This window comes from Bowmanella pacifica (assembly GCF_014645355.1).
GTDB lineage: Bacteria > Pseudomonadota > Gammaproteobacteria > Enterobacterales > Alteromonadaceae > Bowmanella > Bowmanella pacifica.
Window position 1 is genome coordinate 437,699 of the sequence record NZ_BMLS01000002.1, and the last position, 18,068, is coordinate 455,766.

General features: G+C 52.1%; 17 protein-coding genes. 7 read left to right on the forward strand and 10 right to left on the reverse strand.

Annotated features, from left to right (window positions below):
* Positions 1-10: 10 nt before the first annotated feature.
* From IEX02_RS08065 to IEX02_RS08085, 5 genes are all read right to left on the reverse strand, one after another.
* The gene (locus tag IEX02_RS08065) at positions 11-2,377 is read right to left on the reverse strand and encodes an ABC transporter permease (RefSeq protein ID WP_188692971.1); all 2,367 of its coding nucleotides are present in this window, start codon (positions 2,375-2,377) and stop codon (positions 11-13) included.
* Positions 2,378-2,383: 6 nt separating this feature from the next.
* Entirely contained in the window at positions 2,384-3,121 is a 738-nt protein-coding gene (locus IEX02_RS08070; protein WP_229702149.1) for an ABC transporter ATP-binding protein, read from the reverse strand.
* Positions 3,122-3,231: 110 nt separating this feature from the next.
* Positions 3,232-4,233, reverse strand: a complete 1,002-nt coding sequence (locus IEX02_RS08075) for an ABC transporter permease (protein ID WP_188692974.1) — start codon at positions 4,231-4,233, stop codon at positions 3,232-3,234.
* The gene (locus IEX02_RS08080) at positions 4,223-5,137 is read right to left on the reverse strand and encodes an ABC transporter ATP-binding protein (protein WP_188692977.1); all 915 of its coding nucleotides are present in this window, start codon (positions 5,135-5,137) and stop codon (positions 4,223-4,225) included. The genes IEX02_RS08075 and IEX02_RS08080 overlap by 11 nt, the downstream gene beginning before the upstream one ends.
* Positions 5,138-5,185: 48 nt before the next feature.
* Positions 5,186-5,809 (reverse strand): class I SAM-dependent methyltransferase, encoded by a 624-nt coding sequence (locus IEX02_RS08085; RefSeq protein WP_188692982.1) that lies wholly within the window; start codon positions 5,807-5,809, stop codon positions 5,186-5,188.
* Positions 5,810-5,902: 93 nt separating this feature from the next.
* On the opposite strand from IEX02_RS08085, the gene IEX02_RS08090 reads away from it, so the two are divergent.
* Entirely contained in the window at positions 5,903-6,790 is an 888-nt protein-coding gene (locus tag IEX02_RS08090) for a LysR family transcriptional regulator (protein WP_229702150.1), read from the forward strand.
* Between the two features lie 117 nt (positions 6,791-6,907).
* Here the strand turns inward: IEX02_RS08090 and IEX02_RS08095 are convergent, their stop codons facing one another.
* From IEX02_RS08095 to IEX02_RS08105, 3 genes are all read right to left on the reverse strand, one after another.
* Positions 6,908-7,318 (reverse strand): nuclear transport factor 2 family protein, encoded by a 411-nt coding sequence (locus IEX02_RS08095; RefSeq protein WP_188692988.1) that lies wholly within the window; start codon positions 7,316-7,318, stop codon positions 6,908-6,910.
* An 89-nt stretch (positions 7,319-7,407) separates the two neighbouring features.
* The gene (locus IEX02_RS08100; protein ID WP_229702151.1) at positions 7,408-8,097 is read right to left on the reverse strand and encodes a LytR/AlgR family response regulator transcription factor; all 690 of its coding nucleotides are present in this window, start codon (positions 8,095-8,097) and stop codon (positions 7,408-7,410) included.
* A complete protein-coding gene (locus IEX02_RS08105) occupies positions 8,094-9,611 on the reverse strand; it encodes a sensor histidine kinase (RefSeq protein ID WP_188692994.1) in 1,518 nt (505 codons plus the stop codon). Before IEX02_RS08105 ends, IEX02_RS08100 begins: the two co-directional genes overlap by 4 nt.
* 214 nt (positions 9,612-9,825) lie before the next feature.
* Here IEX02_RS08105 and IEX02_RS08110 point away from each other — a divergent pair, with 214 nt between their 5' ends.
* From IEX02_RS08110 to IEX02_RS08120, 3 genes are read left to right on the forward strand one after another with little or no spacing between them, the layout of a single operon-like run.
* The gene (locus IEX02_RS08110) at positions 9,826-10,701 is read left to right on the forward strand and encodes an ABC transporter ATP-binding protein (protein WP_188692997.1); all 876 of its coding nucleotides are present in this window, start codon (positions 9,826-9,828) and stop codon (positions 10,699-10,701) included.
* Complete coding sequence (locus IEX02_RS08115; RefSeq protein WP_188693000.1) at positions 10,701-13,955, forward strand: M1 family aminopeptidase; 3,255 nt, start codon at positions 10,701-10,703, stop codon at positions 13,953-13,955. The genes IEX02_RS08110 and IEX02_RS08115 overlap by 1 nt, the downstream gene beginning before the upstream one ends.
* Entirely contained in the window at positions 13,952-14,950 is a 999-nt protein-coding gene (locus IEX02_RS08120; protein ID WP_188693003.1) for a hypothetical protein, read from the forward strand. Before IEX02_RS08115 ends, IEX02_RS08120 begins: the two co-directional genes overlap by 4 nt.
* A gap of 271 nt (positions 14,951-15,221) precedes the next feature.
* Here the strand turns inward: IEX02_RS08120 and IEX02_RS08125 are convergent, their stop codons facing one another.
* Positions 15,222-15,497, reverse strand: coding sequence for a PQ-loop repeat-containing protein (locus IEX02_RS08125; protein ID WP_188693006.1), 276 nt, complete (start codon positions 15,495-15,497; stop codon positions 15,222-15,224).
* Between the two features lie 15 nt (positions 15,498-15,512).
* Positions 15,513-16,160 carry an HAD family hydrolase gene (locus IEX02_RS08130; protein WP_188693008.1) on the reverse strand — a complete coding sequence of 216 codons (648 nt, stop codon included), beginning with the start codon at positions 16,158-16,160 and terminating at the stop codon, positions 15,513-15,515.
* A 145-nt stretch (positions 16,161-16,305) separates the two neighbouring features.
* Between IEX02_RS08130 and IEX02_RS08135 the strand changes: the two genes are divergently transcribed.
* From IEX02_RS08135 to IEX02_RS08145, 3 genes are all read left to right on the forward strand, one after another.
* Positions 16,306-17,061 (forward strand): DeoR/GlpR family DNA-binding transcription regulator, encoded by a 756-nt coding sequence (locus IEX02_RS08135; protein WP_188693010.1) that lies wholly within the window; start codon positions 16,306-16,308, stop codon positions 17,059-17,061.
* Positions 17,062-17,186: 125 nt separating this feature from the next.
* Positions 17,187-17,573, forward strand: coding sequence for a hypothetical protein (locus IEX02_RS08140; RefSeq protein WP_188693013.1), 387 nt, complete (start codon positions 17,187-17,189; stop codon positions 17,571-17,573).
* 95 nt (positions 17,574-17,668) lie between these two features.
* Positions 17,669-18,049: a YciI family protein gene (locus IEX02_RS08145; protein WP_188693016.1), complete on the forward strand. Its 381-nt coding sequence runs from the start codon at positions 17,669-17,671 to the stop codon at positions 18,047-18,049.
* Positions 18,050-18,068 lie beyond the last annotated feature (19 nt).

Sequence of the window (18,068 nt, forward strand, 5' to 3'; positions counted from 1 at the left end):
TACTCGCTGTTTATTCACGTGTTTTTAATGCCCCAACCAAATCAAGCCGATCCAGATCGCGCTTGATCAAATAGCCCGACCCCAGCGCAGCTAACAGTACGGCCACCGCCGCGCTGCCATATGCAGTAGGCACCACAGTCACGGGCACCTGATACAAATCATTACTGAAGCCTGCCGAGATCAGGGCGGATAAGCCATAGCCAAACGCGCAGCCCACTGGGATAGCCAGCAGCGTAATAATGCCAAGTTCCCCTAGCAGCACAAAGGCCGCTTCGCTTTTGGTCAGCCCCATCACCCGTAAACTGGCCAGATCACGAGCCCGTTCGGCAAAGGCGATTCTGGCGCTGTTATATACGATGCCAAAGGTAATAACGGCGGCAATAATCATCATCACATAGCGGGTTGCACCCGCCCCTTCATCCATCATTTTTTCCATCGCCTGGCGGCTATGATTTTTCAGGTTCACACTGGCAATAGCCGGCATATCTTTAAGCTTGGCGTACAAGGTTTGCGCATGGTGCATATCAATGCGTAGATGCGCGCCGCTAACCCGCCCTGGCTCAAACATCAGACGGTTTAGAGCCTTGAGATCCATATAGGCTGGCGCACCGGTCATGGTTTCAGCAATTGCGGCCACTTGTATCGGTAATTTAGGCCGGCGTCCCTGACGAATATCTACCAGCAGCGTATCGCCGTTTTGCACCTTTAACTGACCGGCCAGCGCTTTAGATAACACTATGCCCTGCTGTGGCAGCGCAATGGGCTGGCCATGTTTATCCAGCGACCGGAATAATTGCGGTGCTGGCGCCAAGGCTGTAACGACTCCCCGGTAGCGCTCGCGGCCAAAGTGAAAAATCGCCGGCACATCGCGCACACCTTCCGCCGCCAACACCCCAGGCAAACGCGCCAGGTAATACAGACTGTCCGGGCCCAATGGTTCAACAAAGTTGACATTGAGATCGCTACGATCGACTTGCTCAAAACTAAATGCCAGGGTGCGGTCAAAGGCAGTCAACACGTTCAACATACCGGCAGACAGGGCCATTCCCAGGGCGATACCACCAATAGACATCATGGTTTTAAGCGGGTGGCGATTGAGGGTGCGCAATACCATACGAGTGGGCTGGTCAAATTTGGCCAGCAAGCCCTGGCCAAAACGCAGACCGGTGCTGAAATCGGTGGGTGTGGGCGGACGCATGGCCTGGGCTGGCGTCAGAGCAAATACCCGCCGTACAACCCATGCCGCACCTGCGCAGGCCACCACAATAGAAACCAGTACAGAGCTGATAACTGTCGCCGGGTCGAGCCTGAACAATAAAAACGGAAACTTATAGTAGAGCTGATACACCCCACTTAAACCGCGTCCCCCCAGCACACCCAATACACAGCCCAGCAAGGCACCGAAAATGGCAATCAACAGCACAAACTTAAGATAGTGCAGGCTGATCTCCCAGCCGGTGTAGCCAAAGGCTTTAAGCAAACCTATTTGTTCACGCTCGGACTGCACCATGCGCGATATCACGATATAAAGTAAAAACGCCGCCACGCCCATAAACACAGGAGGTACAACCCGGTTTGAATTTTCCAGTTGCTGAATTTCTTCACTGATAAAACGATTGGAGAGATGATCATCCAGGGTATAAGCGCCCAGCGCACCGTAAGACATCAACAACTGGTCAAGTTGATACAGCAAATGGGCACTGTTGACGCCCAATGGCTGAGTCAGCAACACTTCATTAAAGGCGCCGTCCATATCCAACGCCGCGGCCAGCGCATCTTCGCTCATCCAGAACACCGCAAAACGCTTATCGTCGGGAACTATCTCTCCCGGCGCCGGGGTATACAAAAACTCGGGCGCTTGCGCCAGCCCCACCACATGAAAACTACGCCGGGCCCCGTTCAAGGTCGCGGTTAAGTAATCGCCGGGCTGAATCCCCCGGGCATTGGCAAAGCCCTCCAGCAGCAGGATCTCATTTTTATGGGTAGGATCCAGTCGCCGCCCTTCAGCCAGATAAATATCATTGAGTCTGGGGGCGCGGTAATCTGGCAGTGACACAGCCTGGGCACGGATGGGGATAGTTTCCTCAGGCAAATTAATCAACGCACCGCCGCTTATTCGCCCTTCCACGGCGGTCACATCCGGCCAATGCGCGATTTGCTGCAAAAGATGTTTCGGCGCCCGCTTAACCGGCGCAAACACTTGGGCCAGCCGGTAACGCTCGTAATAACTGCGCTTGGTTTCACTGAGGGAATTGATCAGGCCATCCATCATCACCATCAGCATTACGCCAAATGCCATGACAACCGCAATGGCCAGCGCCTGCCCCCTGACGCGCCATAAGTCTCGCAGTAGTTTCTGGTCAAGCGAGGCGAGCATCAATAGCTACCAATCGATCTCAGCGGCGGACAGTACATGCTGGTTTTCCACCTCTTTACTGATACGTCCATCGGCAAAATGTATCACCCTGTGCGCCATCGCAGCGGTACTGGCGGCATGGGTCACAATAAAAATAGTGGTGCCCAGTTCGCGGTTCACTTCCTGCAACACATTCAACACAGTACGACCGGTTTTACTGTCCAGCGCACCGGTAGGTTCATCGCAAAACAGTACCCTGGGCCTTTTGGCAATGGCGCGGGCAATGGCCACCCTTTGCTGCTCACCGCCAGATAACTGAGCCGGAAAGTGATCCTGGCGATTTTCCAGCCCCACCATGGCCAGTGCCTCAGCCGCATCCATCGGGTTCTCGGCTATCTCGGTCACTAATTGCACGTTCTCAAGCGCCGTCAGGCTGGGCATCAAATTGTAGAACTGAAAAACAAAACCAATATGCTGACGGCGATACTGGGTCAGCTCGCTCTCATCCATACCGCCAAGATCCTGATTAAAATAAAACAGCGAACCAGACGTGGCGCTATCCAGGCCACCCAGAATATTCAGTAAGGTAGATTTGCCGCTGCCGGAAGGGCCAAGTAAAACCACCAACTCAGCGGCAGGAACGGTCAGGTCAACGCCGCGCAGTGCTTCAACCCGACTGGGGCCACTGCCAAACACTTTAGTCAGGCCTTGCATAGCAAAAGCCGGCCGGGATAAATCCAGCCCTTGTAGCCCGGTGTTATTCACAATGTTCCTCCCCTGATGATTTGTGCATCATAGGGCGTTCTGCTTAAAATCGATAAAGCTATCCTGTAAAAACTTGTTTTGAATCAACAAGGCATGGCACCTGGTGCGGCTTAACGCCCCTCTCCCTGCCATCTGAACAGCACCGCGCCAAGCCCCATAAATACCAAGGTCATCACCAGCATTGCCCACAGGTGATACTGAATTTCGGCCAATCCCGCGCCATCATTCATAATGGCACGGGCCGCCTCAAGTAGGTGAGTCAGGGGCAACAATTGCGCGGCTTGTTGGATGGCCTGCGGCGCCCCCTCCAGGGAAAACCACACGCCGGACAGCAACATCATCGGCCAGCTAATCAGATTCAGCAGCCCACCGGTCAGCTCTTCACTCTGGCTGCGACTGGCCATCAGTAAACCCAGCGCAATCATAGCGGCGGCCCCCAATGCAGTGACCAAGAGCAAATTCAGATAGCTACCCAACATGTAAAAATCAAACAGGCTGTTGCAGGCAATAAACACAAAGCTGGTGATACTCAGCACAATAAACAGCCGAGACAGGATCTGTGCGGCCAGAAACTCCACGGCTCTGAGCGGTGTAGCCTTAAGGCGTTTTAACACCGAGCTTTTGCGATAACGCACAATCACATAACCAACGCCAAACAGGCTGGAAAACATCATATTCATACCCAAAATGCCCGGCAGTACCCAATCCAGGTAGCGAATTTCCCGGCCATCCAGTTCCTGACGTTGATAATCAGGTAGCTTGCCCGTCAACAGCTCACTGGCAAAATAGCCCTGCGGCGAGCTGCGATTAACCCAATAGGTCTGACTGGCCGGTTCCACCAGTAAGTCCAGTTGGTGCTGCTGAAGTTTTTGCTGCGCCAGCGCCAGATCGTCATAGGCCACATATTCCACATGTTGCAGATGAAAAAAACTGTTGTCGCCCCCCTCGCCCACCAGACCAATTTTATACGCTGCGCGGCCATCACCACTGAAAATAAAGGCAAAGCCCACTACCAGTAGCAAAGGAAAGGCCAAGTTCCAGCCCAGCGACGAGCGGTCGCGGAAAAACTCCAGATTACGGGCTCTGAACACCGCCCAGAATCTATTTAACATCGGCCACCTCCTGTTGCTCAGTTGCGCCCTGTAACCCATGTCCCGTAAGCTTCAAGAACAAATCATCCAGGTTGGCAGACTTAACATGCAAACCGTCCAGCTCCACTTGTTCCTCAACCAGTAATTTCAGTGTTTGTTCCACCTTATCTGTGTTGATAAACCAGTAGGCCCCATCCTGACGAGGGTGACAGGCTGCCATAACGGCTTCAGGTAACTGCTGCTGGCGCAGACGAATCAGCACGCCTTTAAAATGTTCAGCAAGCAAGTCGCGGGGCGCACCGCGGGCAATAATCTGGCCCTTATCCATAATCGCGATGTCATCACATAAGTACTCAGCTTCATCCATATAGTGCGTGGTCAGCACTATGGTTTTCCCAAGGGCCTTGATACGGTTAATCAGATCCCAGAAGTTACGTCTGGCATGCGGGTCTAACCCCGTGGTGGGTTCATCCAAAAACAGAATCTGCGGGTCATTGACCAGCGCGATAGCCAGCAATAAGCGTTGCTTCTGCCCCCCGGATAGTTTGCGATGGTCCTGGTCAGCAAAATCTTCCAACTGACAAAGCTCGATTAAATGCTGAACATCCAAGGCATGACTGTAAAAACTGGCAAACATACTCAGGCATTCACGGCCACTGAGATAGTCCTGCAAGGCGGTGTGCTGAAACTGAATACCGATGCGCTGATTCATGGCGCGATTAAGCGGCTCGCCATCGTATAGAATCTCGCCAGCATCAAAATCGACTATCCCCTCCATCATCTCAATGGTGGTGGTTTTACCCGCACCGTTAGGGCCCAGCAGGCCGAAACATATGCCCTTTGGCACAGAAAAACTGATGCCTTTTACGGCTTCCAGCTTTTTAAACGACTTACGCAGTGCATTAACCTGAATAAAGGCAGACATCTGACTCCTTGACCATCACATTGAATGAAGTTAATCACAAAGTACCAGCTATGCTGGCTTTTTCGCCACTATAAAAACGCTGGGAAATTTCTCCGGACGCCACAGGTAATCAATCTCGAACCCGGCCTCTTTGAGGCTTTGTTCAAAGGCGGCCTGCGTGAATACAAATACCGGCGGCATTAATCTAAGCAAGCGGCCCAGAGGAGCAACCCATTTGATATAGCGCCACACACTGTCTCCCAAACAAGCGGTGCTGGTAATAAACACCCCGCCCGGCTTCAGCCAACGGTAGGCATCACGGATGACGGCTGCCCAGTCATCTACCAGGTGCAGCAGATTAAGTGCCAAAACGACATCCAGTGGTGCTTCGGGATTGAGCTGGTCGTTACTCCCCTGCACAAAGCTAACATTACTGATGTGCTGGTCGGTCGCTTTCTGTCTGGCGATATTAAGCATATTGGCCGAAATGTCTGTCGCCAGAATGTGCGCCACATAAGGCGCATGCAAAAGTGCCGTGGAGCCGGTGCCGCACCCCAATTCCAGCAACTGACTATCAGGGGTAAAGTAGCGGCGGCTAATCTCCAACTTGTGCTCATAAGACGGCATATCGGAAATCGCACTTTTGGCATATTTCTGTGCGACCTTGTCCCAGAATCTGATGCTCTCCAGCATAGTTCCCTCGTATTTGTTTACAAAAACCCATCATAAGCTATGCAAATAAAGGGTTAGAATGGCGAAAAATTCACTACCGATATGCAAAAATGCATGGCTCAACAACCCCAACCTTTTGACTGGAATCACGCCAAAGTCTTTTTGGTGACAGCGCAACAAGGCTCTTTCTCTTCGGCGGCCAAGTTACTGGCAATCACACAGCCCACTTTGGGGCGTCAGATCAGTGCGCTGGAAAAACAGCTTGGTACCACCTTATTTGAGCGCACTGCGCGCGGATTGCTATTGACCCCAAGTGGGCATGCCCTGCTAGAGCATGTTCAAGCCATGGACGACGCGGCAGCCCGCTTATCTGTCGCGGCTGGAGGCCATGCCCAGAGCGTGACGGGCAAGGTCAGCATTAGCGCTGCCGAAACAACTGCCGCATATATGCTGTCTCCCGTGCTCAGCAAATTGCGCCAACATGCGCCCGGCATCATGGTTGAGCTGATTGCCACCAATGAGAGTAGCGACTTGTTGCGCCGAGAGGCAGATATCGCTATTCGCGCCTATCGCCCTACCCAACAAGATTTGATTGCCCGCAAGCTGACCAATATTCGTGCCCATCTGTATGGGGCCAAAAGCTATCTGCAAGGTTTCACTAAACGTACCTGCCCGGACGATCTTAACGATGCTGATTTTATCGCGTTTGAACACAACGACATGATGCGTGATGAGCTGCATAAGCTTGGATTTAAATTAGCAGCAGATAACTTCCCTCTGGTGGTTGCCAACCATTTGGTGCAGTGGCAATTGGTCAAGCAGGGTGCTGGGCTAGGCTTTATGACAGAAGATGTGGGTGACAACGATCCTGATGTGGAAAGGGTACTCCCGGACATGGCAGCTTTTGAAATCGAATTATGGCTGGTTATTCACCGAGAGTTACATACCAGTGCCCGTTTGCGTTTGGTGTTTGATTTCCTGGTTGAACAGCTTGGGAAATAGGCCTGACAAATCAACATCACTGCCACATGGGATTTTTCAACGCTAAGTTGCAAAAGCCCACATCAAGCGGGCGTTTTCAGGTGCCCCTTATATTATAAATAAAGACGCTACCGCCCGTCAGTGCTCTGCAATAAAGGCCTGACAATCTCCTTCATGAGTGACATCAATCAGGTGCTGAATTCGCCACCCTCCCGCCGTATTTACCACCACAAAATGATTAACTCCACAGTGGCTTAGCTGATTGTCCACATAAAAGGCGAAAGGTGTCCACACGCTGGCAAGATTTCCCGACTGCTGAACCGTCACCGACAATAACTGCTCATCCAAATACGCCTTATGGGCGGCGATACTGTTTGCGAATTTATCAATATCCGACAACACCACCTGACCATCACTTTTTATACGCTGTAACTGCGCCCCCTGACTAAATTGCGTTCTGATAGTCTCAGCATCGTGTGCCCGCATGGCATCAAATAAGGCATTGATAGGCGCAACCGGCCCTGGTTCAGCTAATGGCTGTTTATTCATGGCAACCGCCACACATGTACTTAATAAACAAACACAACCAAGCAAATGACGCATCTTCCAATCTCCACAGCAAATATCTCACACTATCTTCAGGCCAGCATTGCCAGACAGTTTTGCCTGAAGGCCTTGCCAATTTTTATTCGTTTACCACTTTGCAAAGTCAGGCCTTCATTGTCTTTGGCCACCACCATAGCTTTATTCACCAAAACAGATTTATGCACCTGTACAAACTTATCTTCTGGTAGAGATTCCACAAAGTGCTTAAGGGTGGCAGCAGTTAACCAGCAGTTATCATCCAGCCATACTTTTACGTAGTTGCCATAGGCTTCGAAACATTGCACCTTTTCCAGTTCAATCTTGCGATCTTCCCTGTCCACCCTAATTACTATATGGCTGGCTACAGTGGTTTGGGTACTCTGCCCCTCTTCATTCGCCCGGCGGCGCACTTTATCCAGAGCTAAAGCAAAGCGTTCGGCACTGACAGGCTTGAGCAGATAGTCAGTCACATCCAACTCAAAGCCTGCCAAAGCATATTCCTGATAAGCGCTGCAGAGCACCACCTGAGGGCGATTGGCCAATACTTTCAGCATATCCAAACCAGATAACACCGGCATATTGATATCCAGAAAAATCAGGTCAACCTGCTGGTTGGCCAAAAACGCCAACGCCTCGGCGGCATTAAAGCACTGGCCAATAATCTCTACATCGCCATGCTCACGACTATGATGCAACAGTACTTCATGGGCCAAGGGTTCATCGTCAATTAGCAGGGTTTTCATAACCTCATCTCCAGCCTGGCGACCCATCGTTTGCCCTGCGCTGCGCTATGCAAACTATATTCCCCTGGGTATCCCAGTTGTAGGCGCCGCTTTAGGTTAACAAGGCCAATTCCCCCGTTCTGATTGAGCTGGCAATCCTTCGGCAAACTATTGCTACAAACGAAAACCAGCCGGTCGCCGTCCATTTTCAAAGCGAGTTCAATATCGCAACTATCCTGGCTGACCTCAACAGCATGTTTAAAGGCATTTTCTACCAACATAATCAGCAGCAAAGGGGCAATTTGCCAATCCCCATACGCGAGCTGGATATCAGTTTTGACATGGCAGCGCTTGCCAACCCTTAACGCCTGTAACTCAAGATAGTTCTGCAAGTAAGCCACCTCATCCCTCAGCGCCACCTTGGTATTCTGCCCCTGGTATACGACATAACGCAGTAAGTCTGCCAATTTTAAAAGCATAGGGGCGGCCTGAGCCGATTGCGTCAGACACAGGGCGTATAAGCTGTTAAGCGTATTGAACAGAAAGTGTGGATTAACCTGTTGTTGTAACATTTTTAGCTCCGCCTGGCTTTGTTCCTGGCTAAGCTCGGCCAGTTGCCTTGCATTTTGTTGCCGTTCAAAAGCCAGAATCAGTGGGGTACTAAAGGCCCAGATAAGAACGGCGACCAGCAAGTTCATGCTGTCAAAGGGGAGATGATTTTCCGAAGGCAGTAAGCTTTGTTCAGCAATATTAAGCGGCAGTTGCAACACCATTGTGCCGAACAGCGGGTAAGACACCAGCAGCCAGGCCGCGCTACACAGTAAGAAAAGATACACGCCCTGGGTCGCTAATACCCTGCGGATCAAGAGATAACGATTTACCCAATAGTAGGCAAAAATCACCGCAGCCAGCAGCGAAAACTGCCAGGCATAATATAAGGTCAGCCGCCACTGCTTAAGCATCTGGACTGGATCTAGCCTGGGCTCCAGAGGCTGGTTATGCATAGGGTCTGGGGTGTGGACGAACATACCGCTCATCAATATCACCCAGCTCACCAGGCATAGCACTAAAGCGGCGTCCAGCGACAATATATAACGCCACCTAGATGCGCCATGTTGCATGCCAGGCGCAAGTTGGTAGGCCCGCTGCCCCCAATACAGCAGTGACAAACCCGCTGACAGGATCCAAAACTGTACACTAAACAACAAAGTCGAAAATGCCGGTAGGCTGGCCTGCAGCATTAGACTGATAGTCGGATACAGCATATACCCCACACCCCAGACTAATATGCCTCGTGGCCCGGGGCGCAGCAGCACCCAGCACTGTGCCGCTATCAGCGGTGCGCTTTCCAGGGTCAGTTGCAGTAAGGTCTGTAGATACAATCCTGCCCCACCGCGAAGCTGAATATAGTCGTCGTAATTTTCCGCTGCATAGCCATGGATACGGAGAAGTGTTTCGACTAAAACGGCCACCACCACTGGCAAAACTGGCGGCCAAAAAGCTGAGCGAAACAGAGAAGGAAAAGCGGTCGACATAATAGAGACAATTCGGCGGTAACAAAGTACCTATAGTTGGCAAAGCAGTGAAGTCTGTCAGTTAAATCATGACAAACCGGCCAATTTTACTGATAAACGGCAATTTACCCCGATAAATCAAGGATGTCATAAAAATCCGTTGGTTTGTCATCAATGCCTTTATCGCTAGCCCCAGGCTCCCTAACCTGCCGGTAAAAACCTGGGAGCCAAACCAATGTTAACGCTTGCGCACATCAACAAAACTTACCCTGACGGTACCCAAGCCCTGAACGATGTTTCACTTCAACTGCGCGTAGGTATGACGGGCCTGCTTGGTCCCAATGGTGCCGGAAAATCCAGCCTGATGCGTACTATTGCCACCTTACAGACGCCGGATAGCGGCAGCGTTGAATTTAATGGCAGGAACATCCTGCAATCCCCAGCTTTTCTACGCAGTCAGCTGGGCTATCTGCCGCAGCATTTTGGTGTGTACCCACATATTTCCTGCAGGGCACTGTTGGAACATCTGGCTGTACTGAAAGGACTTACAAACAAACATACCCGCCGCCAGCAAATTGAGCAGGTTTTGGCGCTGACCAATCTTACCGAACACGCGCACAGACAACCCAACCACTTTTCCGGTGGCATGCTGCAGCGTTTTGGCGTTGCCCAGGCCCTGTTAGGTGACCCACAAGTGCTGATTTTTGATGAACCCACCTCAGGTCTGGATCCTGCTGAACGCCTGCGTCTGCACCAACTATTGCATGACATTGCCCAGTCCCGGCTGGTACTGCTATCCACCCATATAGTGGAAGACATTGAGCACCTATGCAGCCACACCGCTATTTTACTTAACGGCACTATCGTCACCTGCGGTGCGACCCACAGCCTGTTTGCCCCCTTGCAGGGCAAGATCTGGCAGGGTCCCCTGCATGAGCCCCGCCATCCTCCAGGCAACAGTCATATGCTCAGCCAAAGCCTGCATTTAGGGCATCCGGTGGCCAGAGTGCTGTGTCACCATTGTCCGGCAGAGCAGTTTGAGCCAGTGACAGCCAGTTTGCAGGACTGCTACTTCATGCATCTGCATGGTCTGACTTTGGAGGCGGCATAATGCTGGCGAACGAACTCAGCCTTTGCCTGCGCCAGCCACTACTGCGTATCTTAATGCTCCTGGCTCCGTTACTGGGTATCTTTGTTGGGCGCAGCATTTATAGCCAGCAAGCAGACCTATTTAGCCACGCTCACCAGCTCAATCTTATTGGCGTACTAAGTATGATGGCGCTGCCCTGGACCTGCGGGCTACTTGCTGTGTTTTCCCTTTATCGGGCCACAAACCACAATATGACAGAACTGGTAGCCACCACGTCCTTGTCACTGGTTAAACAACAGGCTGTTCAGGTCAGAGGCCTGATACTGCAGCTACTGATATTGGGTGTATTGGCCACCCTGGGCGTACAGATTGGCCTCAATACCCAGGCCGAGACCATACCAGATATCGGCAGCCAGCTCGGTATCGCAGTTAGCTTGCAAACCTGGCAGTTGGTTGTGGGAATGCCTGCAGTCTTATTGTTTGTGGCGGTATTCTGGTTGCTGCGTAACTTGAGTACCTCAACGTTACTTGTCTATCTTGCGGCGCTGCTTTGGTTCGTGCTGTATAGCCTGCTGGCGGTTGCCAGCGCTTCGCCCTTAATGGCCGCGTCAACGCTACCCATCCCTTGGCTGTACAGCGCCATGTCCTATTTTGATTGGTTTGGCATGACCGCGCTGCTGGAAAGACAACCAAATGCATCTATCGTTATCACCAATCGGCTGCTTATCCTTATGCTTGCCTGTGCAATAGCTGGCCTGGCCATTCGCCTGGCCTTCCGGCCTCTTGGCAACAACAAACCCGCTTTGGTGCCGAACAAAAACGTTTCAGGTACAGCGAAATCAAGCCATGCACAAACGCCTTTGCTGCATTTCTTTGCTGTCGCGCCGAAGCCAGCCACACAACTCTTTGCCCTCACCCGGCTGGGTATCCAGCAGGTTCTCAGCAAACCAGTGATCTGGCTAGCTGGCCTGATCTGGTGCTTGATTGTCGTCGGTGAGGTTTACCCCTCTTTGGATTATGCCGAGCAACGCGCCATGTTACAGGGGCTGAGCTTGGATGCCATCAACCGGGTTATGTGGGACATGCTGCCCCTATTTGGTAGTGCGCTGATGCTGTATTTCAGTGACGCCTTGCATCAACACAACAGACAATACCGCATTGACGGCATTGTCGATGCGCTGCCTATTGCGCCAAGCATCAGGCTCGCCGCCAGGGTGATAAGCTTATGCGCCCTGTTACTGGTGTTTTTACTACTGACCATGCTAGCCGCCGCACTCAGTCAGTGGCTAAAGCAAAGCCCAGTGCAGTGGACTGACTATCTGCAGATGATCTGCTACGCCGGTTTACCACTCGCGGCTACCGGCATGGTTTTCCTCGCCATTCACGCTAGCACAAGCAAACGCTGGCTGGCGTTACTGCTGTCGTTACTGTTGGTGCTGCTGCACTTTACCCCCATGGCAGGATTAATGGGGCTGCATCATCCGCTATTCAGACCTTTTGCCACTCCCTTACAACCTGCCGATACCTACCTGGGTTATCAGGCAAGCATTCAAGGATTTTGGGCATATATCTGCTTTTGGTTACTGGTCAGTAGCGTACTTTTGCTGCTGGCAAGTCAGGTCGCAGGGCGCAACCAGCCGCGTTTTCAGTTCAACAAAGCAGCTTTACTCAGTGCGCCCCTGCTGCTCGCCCTGCTGGTTCATCAGTTTTTAACTATCCAGAGCGGCCTTCAGCTAAACGGCCTCACCCTAACACCCAAACAGCGCACGGCCTTGCTGGCTGACTATGAACGCCAGTATCAGCATTTGGCCGCTATGCCCATGCCACAGATAAGCAAGGTCACCACCCAAGTGGACTTTTATCCACACGAGCGTGAAGTGCGGATTAACGGACAATATACCCTGCACAATCACCACCAGCAGGCCATTGATCAAATCCTGGTCGGGGAAGACTGGCGAAGCCCCCTTAGCCATATCAGCCTGATGCAAAGAGATAATCCGACACAGCCAGCCGAAGTCGAACTCGCTGTGGACTATGATGCCAGACAAGGACAGCGTATCTATACACTCAGCGAGGCGCTGCAACCGGGGCAAAGTTTAACCTTGCACTTTACCCTGCAGTTGGCGCAAAACGGCTATAGCAGTATTTCACCTAATAAAATCCTGACTAAGGGCTTCAATTACTTACGTGCTATTCCTCACTTCCCCTCCATCGGCTACCAAAGCATTCGGCAGATCAGTAACCAAGATCTGCGCCGTCAGCAGGGCTTGCCGACACCACAAAAGCAAAGTATCGAAGCCAGGCTTCGCGGCAGAGACAAACAGCTCGACCGCTATCAATGGAGCCAGATGGAAACCCGCCTCTCCACACCACTGGGCTATCAAGGTTTTACCCAGGGTGAGCTGGTCAAAAGCTGGCAGCTGGATGGCAGACAATACCAGTTGTTTAAAACCCTAAGTCCAGTGCGCAATGTGCAGGGATTTATCGCGGCGCCGTTAATGCTTTCCAGCCGTCAGGTTGGCAGCACCTTACTGCAGGTTGCCCATTTACCCCAGCATCAGGCCAATGTTCCACTGACCTTGGATGCCATGACCGGCACAGTTGCCTTTTTATCTGAGCATATTGCCCCTTATAACGGCGGCACACTGACTTTAGTGGAAAAGCCAGATATAGGCCCCACCGGCTATGCCCTGCCACAGTTAATGCTAATTGGCAGCCGGGTAGGATTTCGCGCCCTGCAAACCGACTCGCAGGATTTCAGTCAGGCTTACCGCCGAACGGTACATGAAACCGCCCATCAATGGTTTGGTCACTGGTTAGGCAATGGCATCGAACAAGACAGCGCCTTTATGGTGGAGTCATTGGCTAAATATGTGGAGCTGGTGATGCTGGAACAACATCAAAGTCCGGCAGCCATGCAGGCATTGGTTGCCTACGAGCGGGAACGTTTTCTGGCCGCCGACAGCCGCCGCCGGGAAGCGCCGGTCAGCCTTATCAGCGCCGAGCAGAACTATGACCAATATTCCCGCGCTACCTTGGTCTTTGCCAGGCTGCGCCAGGAAGTGGGCGATGCGCCAATCCTCAAAGCACTAAAAACCTTAGGTCGTGAGCACGGCTACCCGGCCGGGCCAGCCAGTTCGCTGGACTTTGTTCAGGCCTTACTGCGTGAAGCGCCAGAACAGCGCGAGTTGATTGAGAGGCTATTTACCCAGCCGGTGGCTGTTACTCAGTGGCTGGATGAACTTAACCCTATAGTTGGAGACACAGCGCCATGAGTAAACATCAGATATCCACCCTATTAGTCCTAAGCTGTCTTGGCAGCCAGGTCAGCATGGCAGACGTGGTCGACACAGACCTACTCACTGAGGTTAAAACGGCCTATTACCAGCGCGATTACCAGACACTGGCGCACCAGCTGCAAGCACCGGGGCTGTCACCACTGCAGCAGGATATATGGCAGGTTGCCCTGGCCGTTGCCCGCCAGGCCGACAATCAGAAAGACCTGCTACATGCACTGACCGAACGCTATCAAGACAATGCCGAAGCCCACTACCAGGCTGGCAGGCTGTGGTATGAAGTAAAGGAAAACAGCAGTTTTATCAATAAGCTGGGCTATATCGACTTACATGTGCAGCATATGCTGCGCGCCAATGAGCTGGCGCCCAACACACCAAAGTACATGTTCGAAGCGGCCAAAGCCTTGGCCTGGGAGAATTTATGGGGGTGGGATAAAGAGGCCGCCCAGCAATTGGTTGTCCAACTGGCCGCCCTTGATCAGCAATATCATCTGGTTGCCGCCATGGATTTTGCCCAAAACACCCAGGACAGCCGTACCGGCGAGCAACTGATCACTCAAGTCAAAACTGAATTTGCTGATAACCTGCGATTGATGGAGCGTGCGGCCCAGTTGCAGCTTACCTATGATCAAAAAGCGCCTGCACAGCAGAGTTTTTACCAAAGCTGTATGCTAACGCCGCACGATGTGACTTTGTTGCCTAAATGGCGGGATGCCTGTCAATGGAGCGCCCATCTAAGCTTGCAGGGCTATGGCGAGAAAACCCAGGGCATGGCAGCCATCAGCCGTTTGTTAGAGGAAGATAAGGTTTATGACGAAGATTATGTGCAAAGTCTTCTGTTACAGGGTGAACTGGCAGAAGCCATGGCCCAGCCGCTTCTTGCCCGGCAGAGTTATGAGGATGCGCTTGCGATCACCAAAGATAAAGCCAGCCAAAAGCAGATTCGTCGTGCGTTAAAAGCGCTATCGAGATAACCCAAATTACCCGGCTGTAACAGCGGCAATAGCAAGCGGCTCTGCGCGCCGGGTTGCAACTCTTTGTTGGTAAGCTGCAAGTCGCCGGTATGATAAGGAGTAATTTGCTTCTATCGCACCAAGCCATAGCACATTCCGAATACAACCAAGGGGAAAGTTGCGACATACCGGTTTCAAGCCCTTTACTGAAACAGCAGCCCCAAAAAAGAATGAGCGGGGGAATTACCGGACTAGGTGCCAGAGAGGGCTACCGCACCTAGCCGGTAGGTTGCTAAAACTGTGCAATTAACAGCGCGCTTTGCAGCAACAAGGCAATACTGTTGGTCACTATGATGGCTGGACGTTTAAAAAACAGGCCATAGGCCAGCCAAAACGCGAAAACCAGCCAGTAACCGATAACAAAGGCCAGTGACATATTGCCTGGATCACTGCGCTGCCACTCACTGATCACTTGGGTAAGTTGCGCCAGGCAGCCCATCAAACCAATCAAGATACCGGCCATATCCCAATATTTTTCTTGCCGAACAACAGGCGAAATGGTCTCCATACTTGCTTCTCCAGCTTAGCCTAACAGGGTTAGCAGCGGCTGATAGTCCACCACACGACCGACGATGCGCTGATGCCCGGTATGTAAATGCTGTGCCGCCTCGCCCACCACGATCACCTCGCACCCTGCAGCCAGGGCGGCGGCTACACCATTAGGAGAGTCTTCAAAAGCCAGGCAGCGGGCAGGATCTGCGTTAAGGTGACGCGCTGCAATCTGGAAATGCTCAGGATTCGGCTTACCCTGTTTAACATACTCCGCCGTAATTAATACGTCAGGAATGGGGAAGCCCACGGTTTGAAGACGCATTCTGGCAACTGGCCCGGCGCTAGATGTGGCAATACCCCAGTTTTTCCCCCGCTGGCCCAGTGTATTAAGCATCCTAAACGCCCCTTCAATGGATACGATACCCGTCGCTTCCTTGGCCTCCTCGGCATTGAGCCAGGCCTCTTCCAAGTCAGCATCGAGATGGGGAGCCAGTTCAGGCAAAAAGTCGCGGATCCTTGAGCCATGACACAGTGCCAGCACCTGCTCAACATCCAGTTGATGAATAGCGCACCAGCGAGTACACACCTCGCGAATCGCTTCGGCTGAGTCCAGCAGTGTCCCGTCCATGTCGAAGATCACCGCCTCGTAACGTTCAAGATCAAAGTCAGAAGAAACCATCAAAACTCCTTACTGTGAATATGCGTCAATACGCCTGATTTTCGCCAGGCTCACGCAAAAACATGCAACAACAAGCAAAATATACCCTTGCTCATGCAGGACTATCAAGTAAAATCGGCAATAACATGCAAAAACAGGAAAACTCATGCTGCTGGCAGAGCGCCAATCTCTGATCCTTAAAGAGCTCAATGACAAAGGTCGCGTTTATGCGGCCGACTTGGCCCAGCAATTGGGTGTTTCCGAAGACACGGTGCGCCGGGATCTGAATCGTTTGGGCGAGATGCAACTGTTACGTCGTGTGCATGGTGGCGCGTTACCGCTGCAATTGGATGTGCCTGATTACGCAGACCGCCTGGAACTAAAGCATCCAGACAAGCAAAAACGTGCCAATGCCGCCTTGAGTTATCTACAGACCGGCCAAACCATCTTACTGGACTCAGGTGAAACCTGCTTGTACCTGGCCAAGGCCCTGCCACGGGATATGCGCCTGACGGTTGTCACCGCCTGCCCTCTGATTGCTTGTGAACTGATGCACCATGACAAAGCCGATGTCATCGTGGTGGGTGGCAGCTTCTTTAAACCGGCACTGCGCAGTGTGGGTGCAGTAACCTGCAATATGCTGCGAAAAATGCGTTTTGACATCTATTTTACCGGTGCCTGCGCCCTGCACCCGGAGCGGGGATTTACCGCTAAATATATGGAAGAAGCGGAGGTGATGCGTATTTCCGTGGAGCAATCCGACAAAACCGTCGTCATGGGCGGCCCGGACCGCCTTGGCCTTATCGCCAACCATCAGGTGGCCAATGTCCGTGAACTGGATATCTTAATCACCGACCAAAGTGCCGACCCGGCGGTACTGCAAGCCCTGCGTGAACGGAATCTACATATCGTTCAGGTATAGCCTTTTCTTCGGCTAGCATTGGCCATGCTGGTGCTGCGCTGTAATTGCCGTCTTAGTTTCTCCTGGCTTTGCCGAGCCGCCAATTCAGGCTATGCTAGGTGTAAGCTAAACAAGAGGGGCAGTCTATGGCTGAGCAACTAGCGTGCTGGCAATGCGGGCAAGTACAAAAAACGCTGCTTTTACCCCTGTCACGGCGCGAAGAATGCGACGCCTGTGGCGCAGATCTGCATGTTTGTAAACAATGCCAGCATTTCGATGGTCGCCATTGCAACGAACAGCGCTCACAACCGCCCAGCGACAAAGAAAAAGCCAATTTTTGTGATTACTTTCACCTTTCTTACAAGGCCTATCAAGGTGGTTACCAGGATAAAAATGCCAGCGCCAAAGCCAAACTCGCGGCACTTTTTGGCGACATCCAAGAACCAACAACACCAGCTCCAAAGTCCGCCCCAAGCAAAAGTCCTGCCGAACTTGCCGAGGAAAAGCTGAGAAAACTGCTGGGCGGTGATTAAGTCCAACAAAACCTTTTTATCCGATACACGAAAAATGTCGACACCCGGCATGCTCATTCGACCATAAGCCGAAACAAACCAAAAAGGAGACAAAAATGAAGTTTATTTGTTTGGGCTATCTGGATGAGTCCATGTGGCAGGAGATGAGCGATACACAAGCCGCGGCACTGATGGAAAAATGCTTTGCCTATGATGATCTGCTGCGCCGCGAGGGCCACTTTATTGGTGGGGAAGCCTTAGCCGGAGCCAAGCAAGCAGTGACGTTGCGCAGCCAAAAGGGGAAAATCAACATCACAGATGGCCCCTTTACTGAAACCAAAGAAATACTGGGCGGCATACTGGTCCTGGAAGCGCGAGATATGCAGCAGGCCATTGAATTAATCAAAGCCCACCCTGGTGTTGGTATCGGGCCATTTGAAATCCGTCCCGTGGACGAACAAATAGAGCGAATAATGGCGGCCCGGCAATCTGCTTAGAAAAAAGAGCCGCTAATGC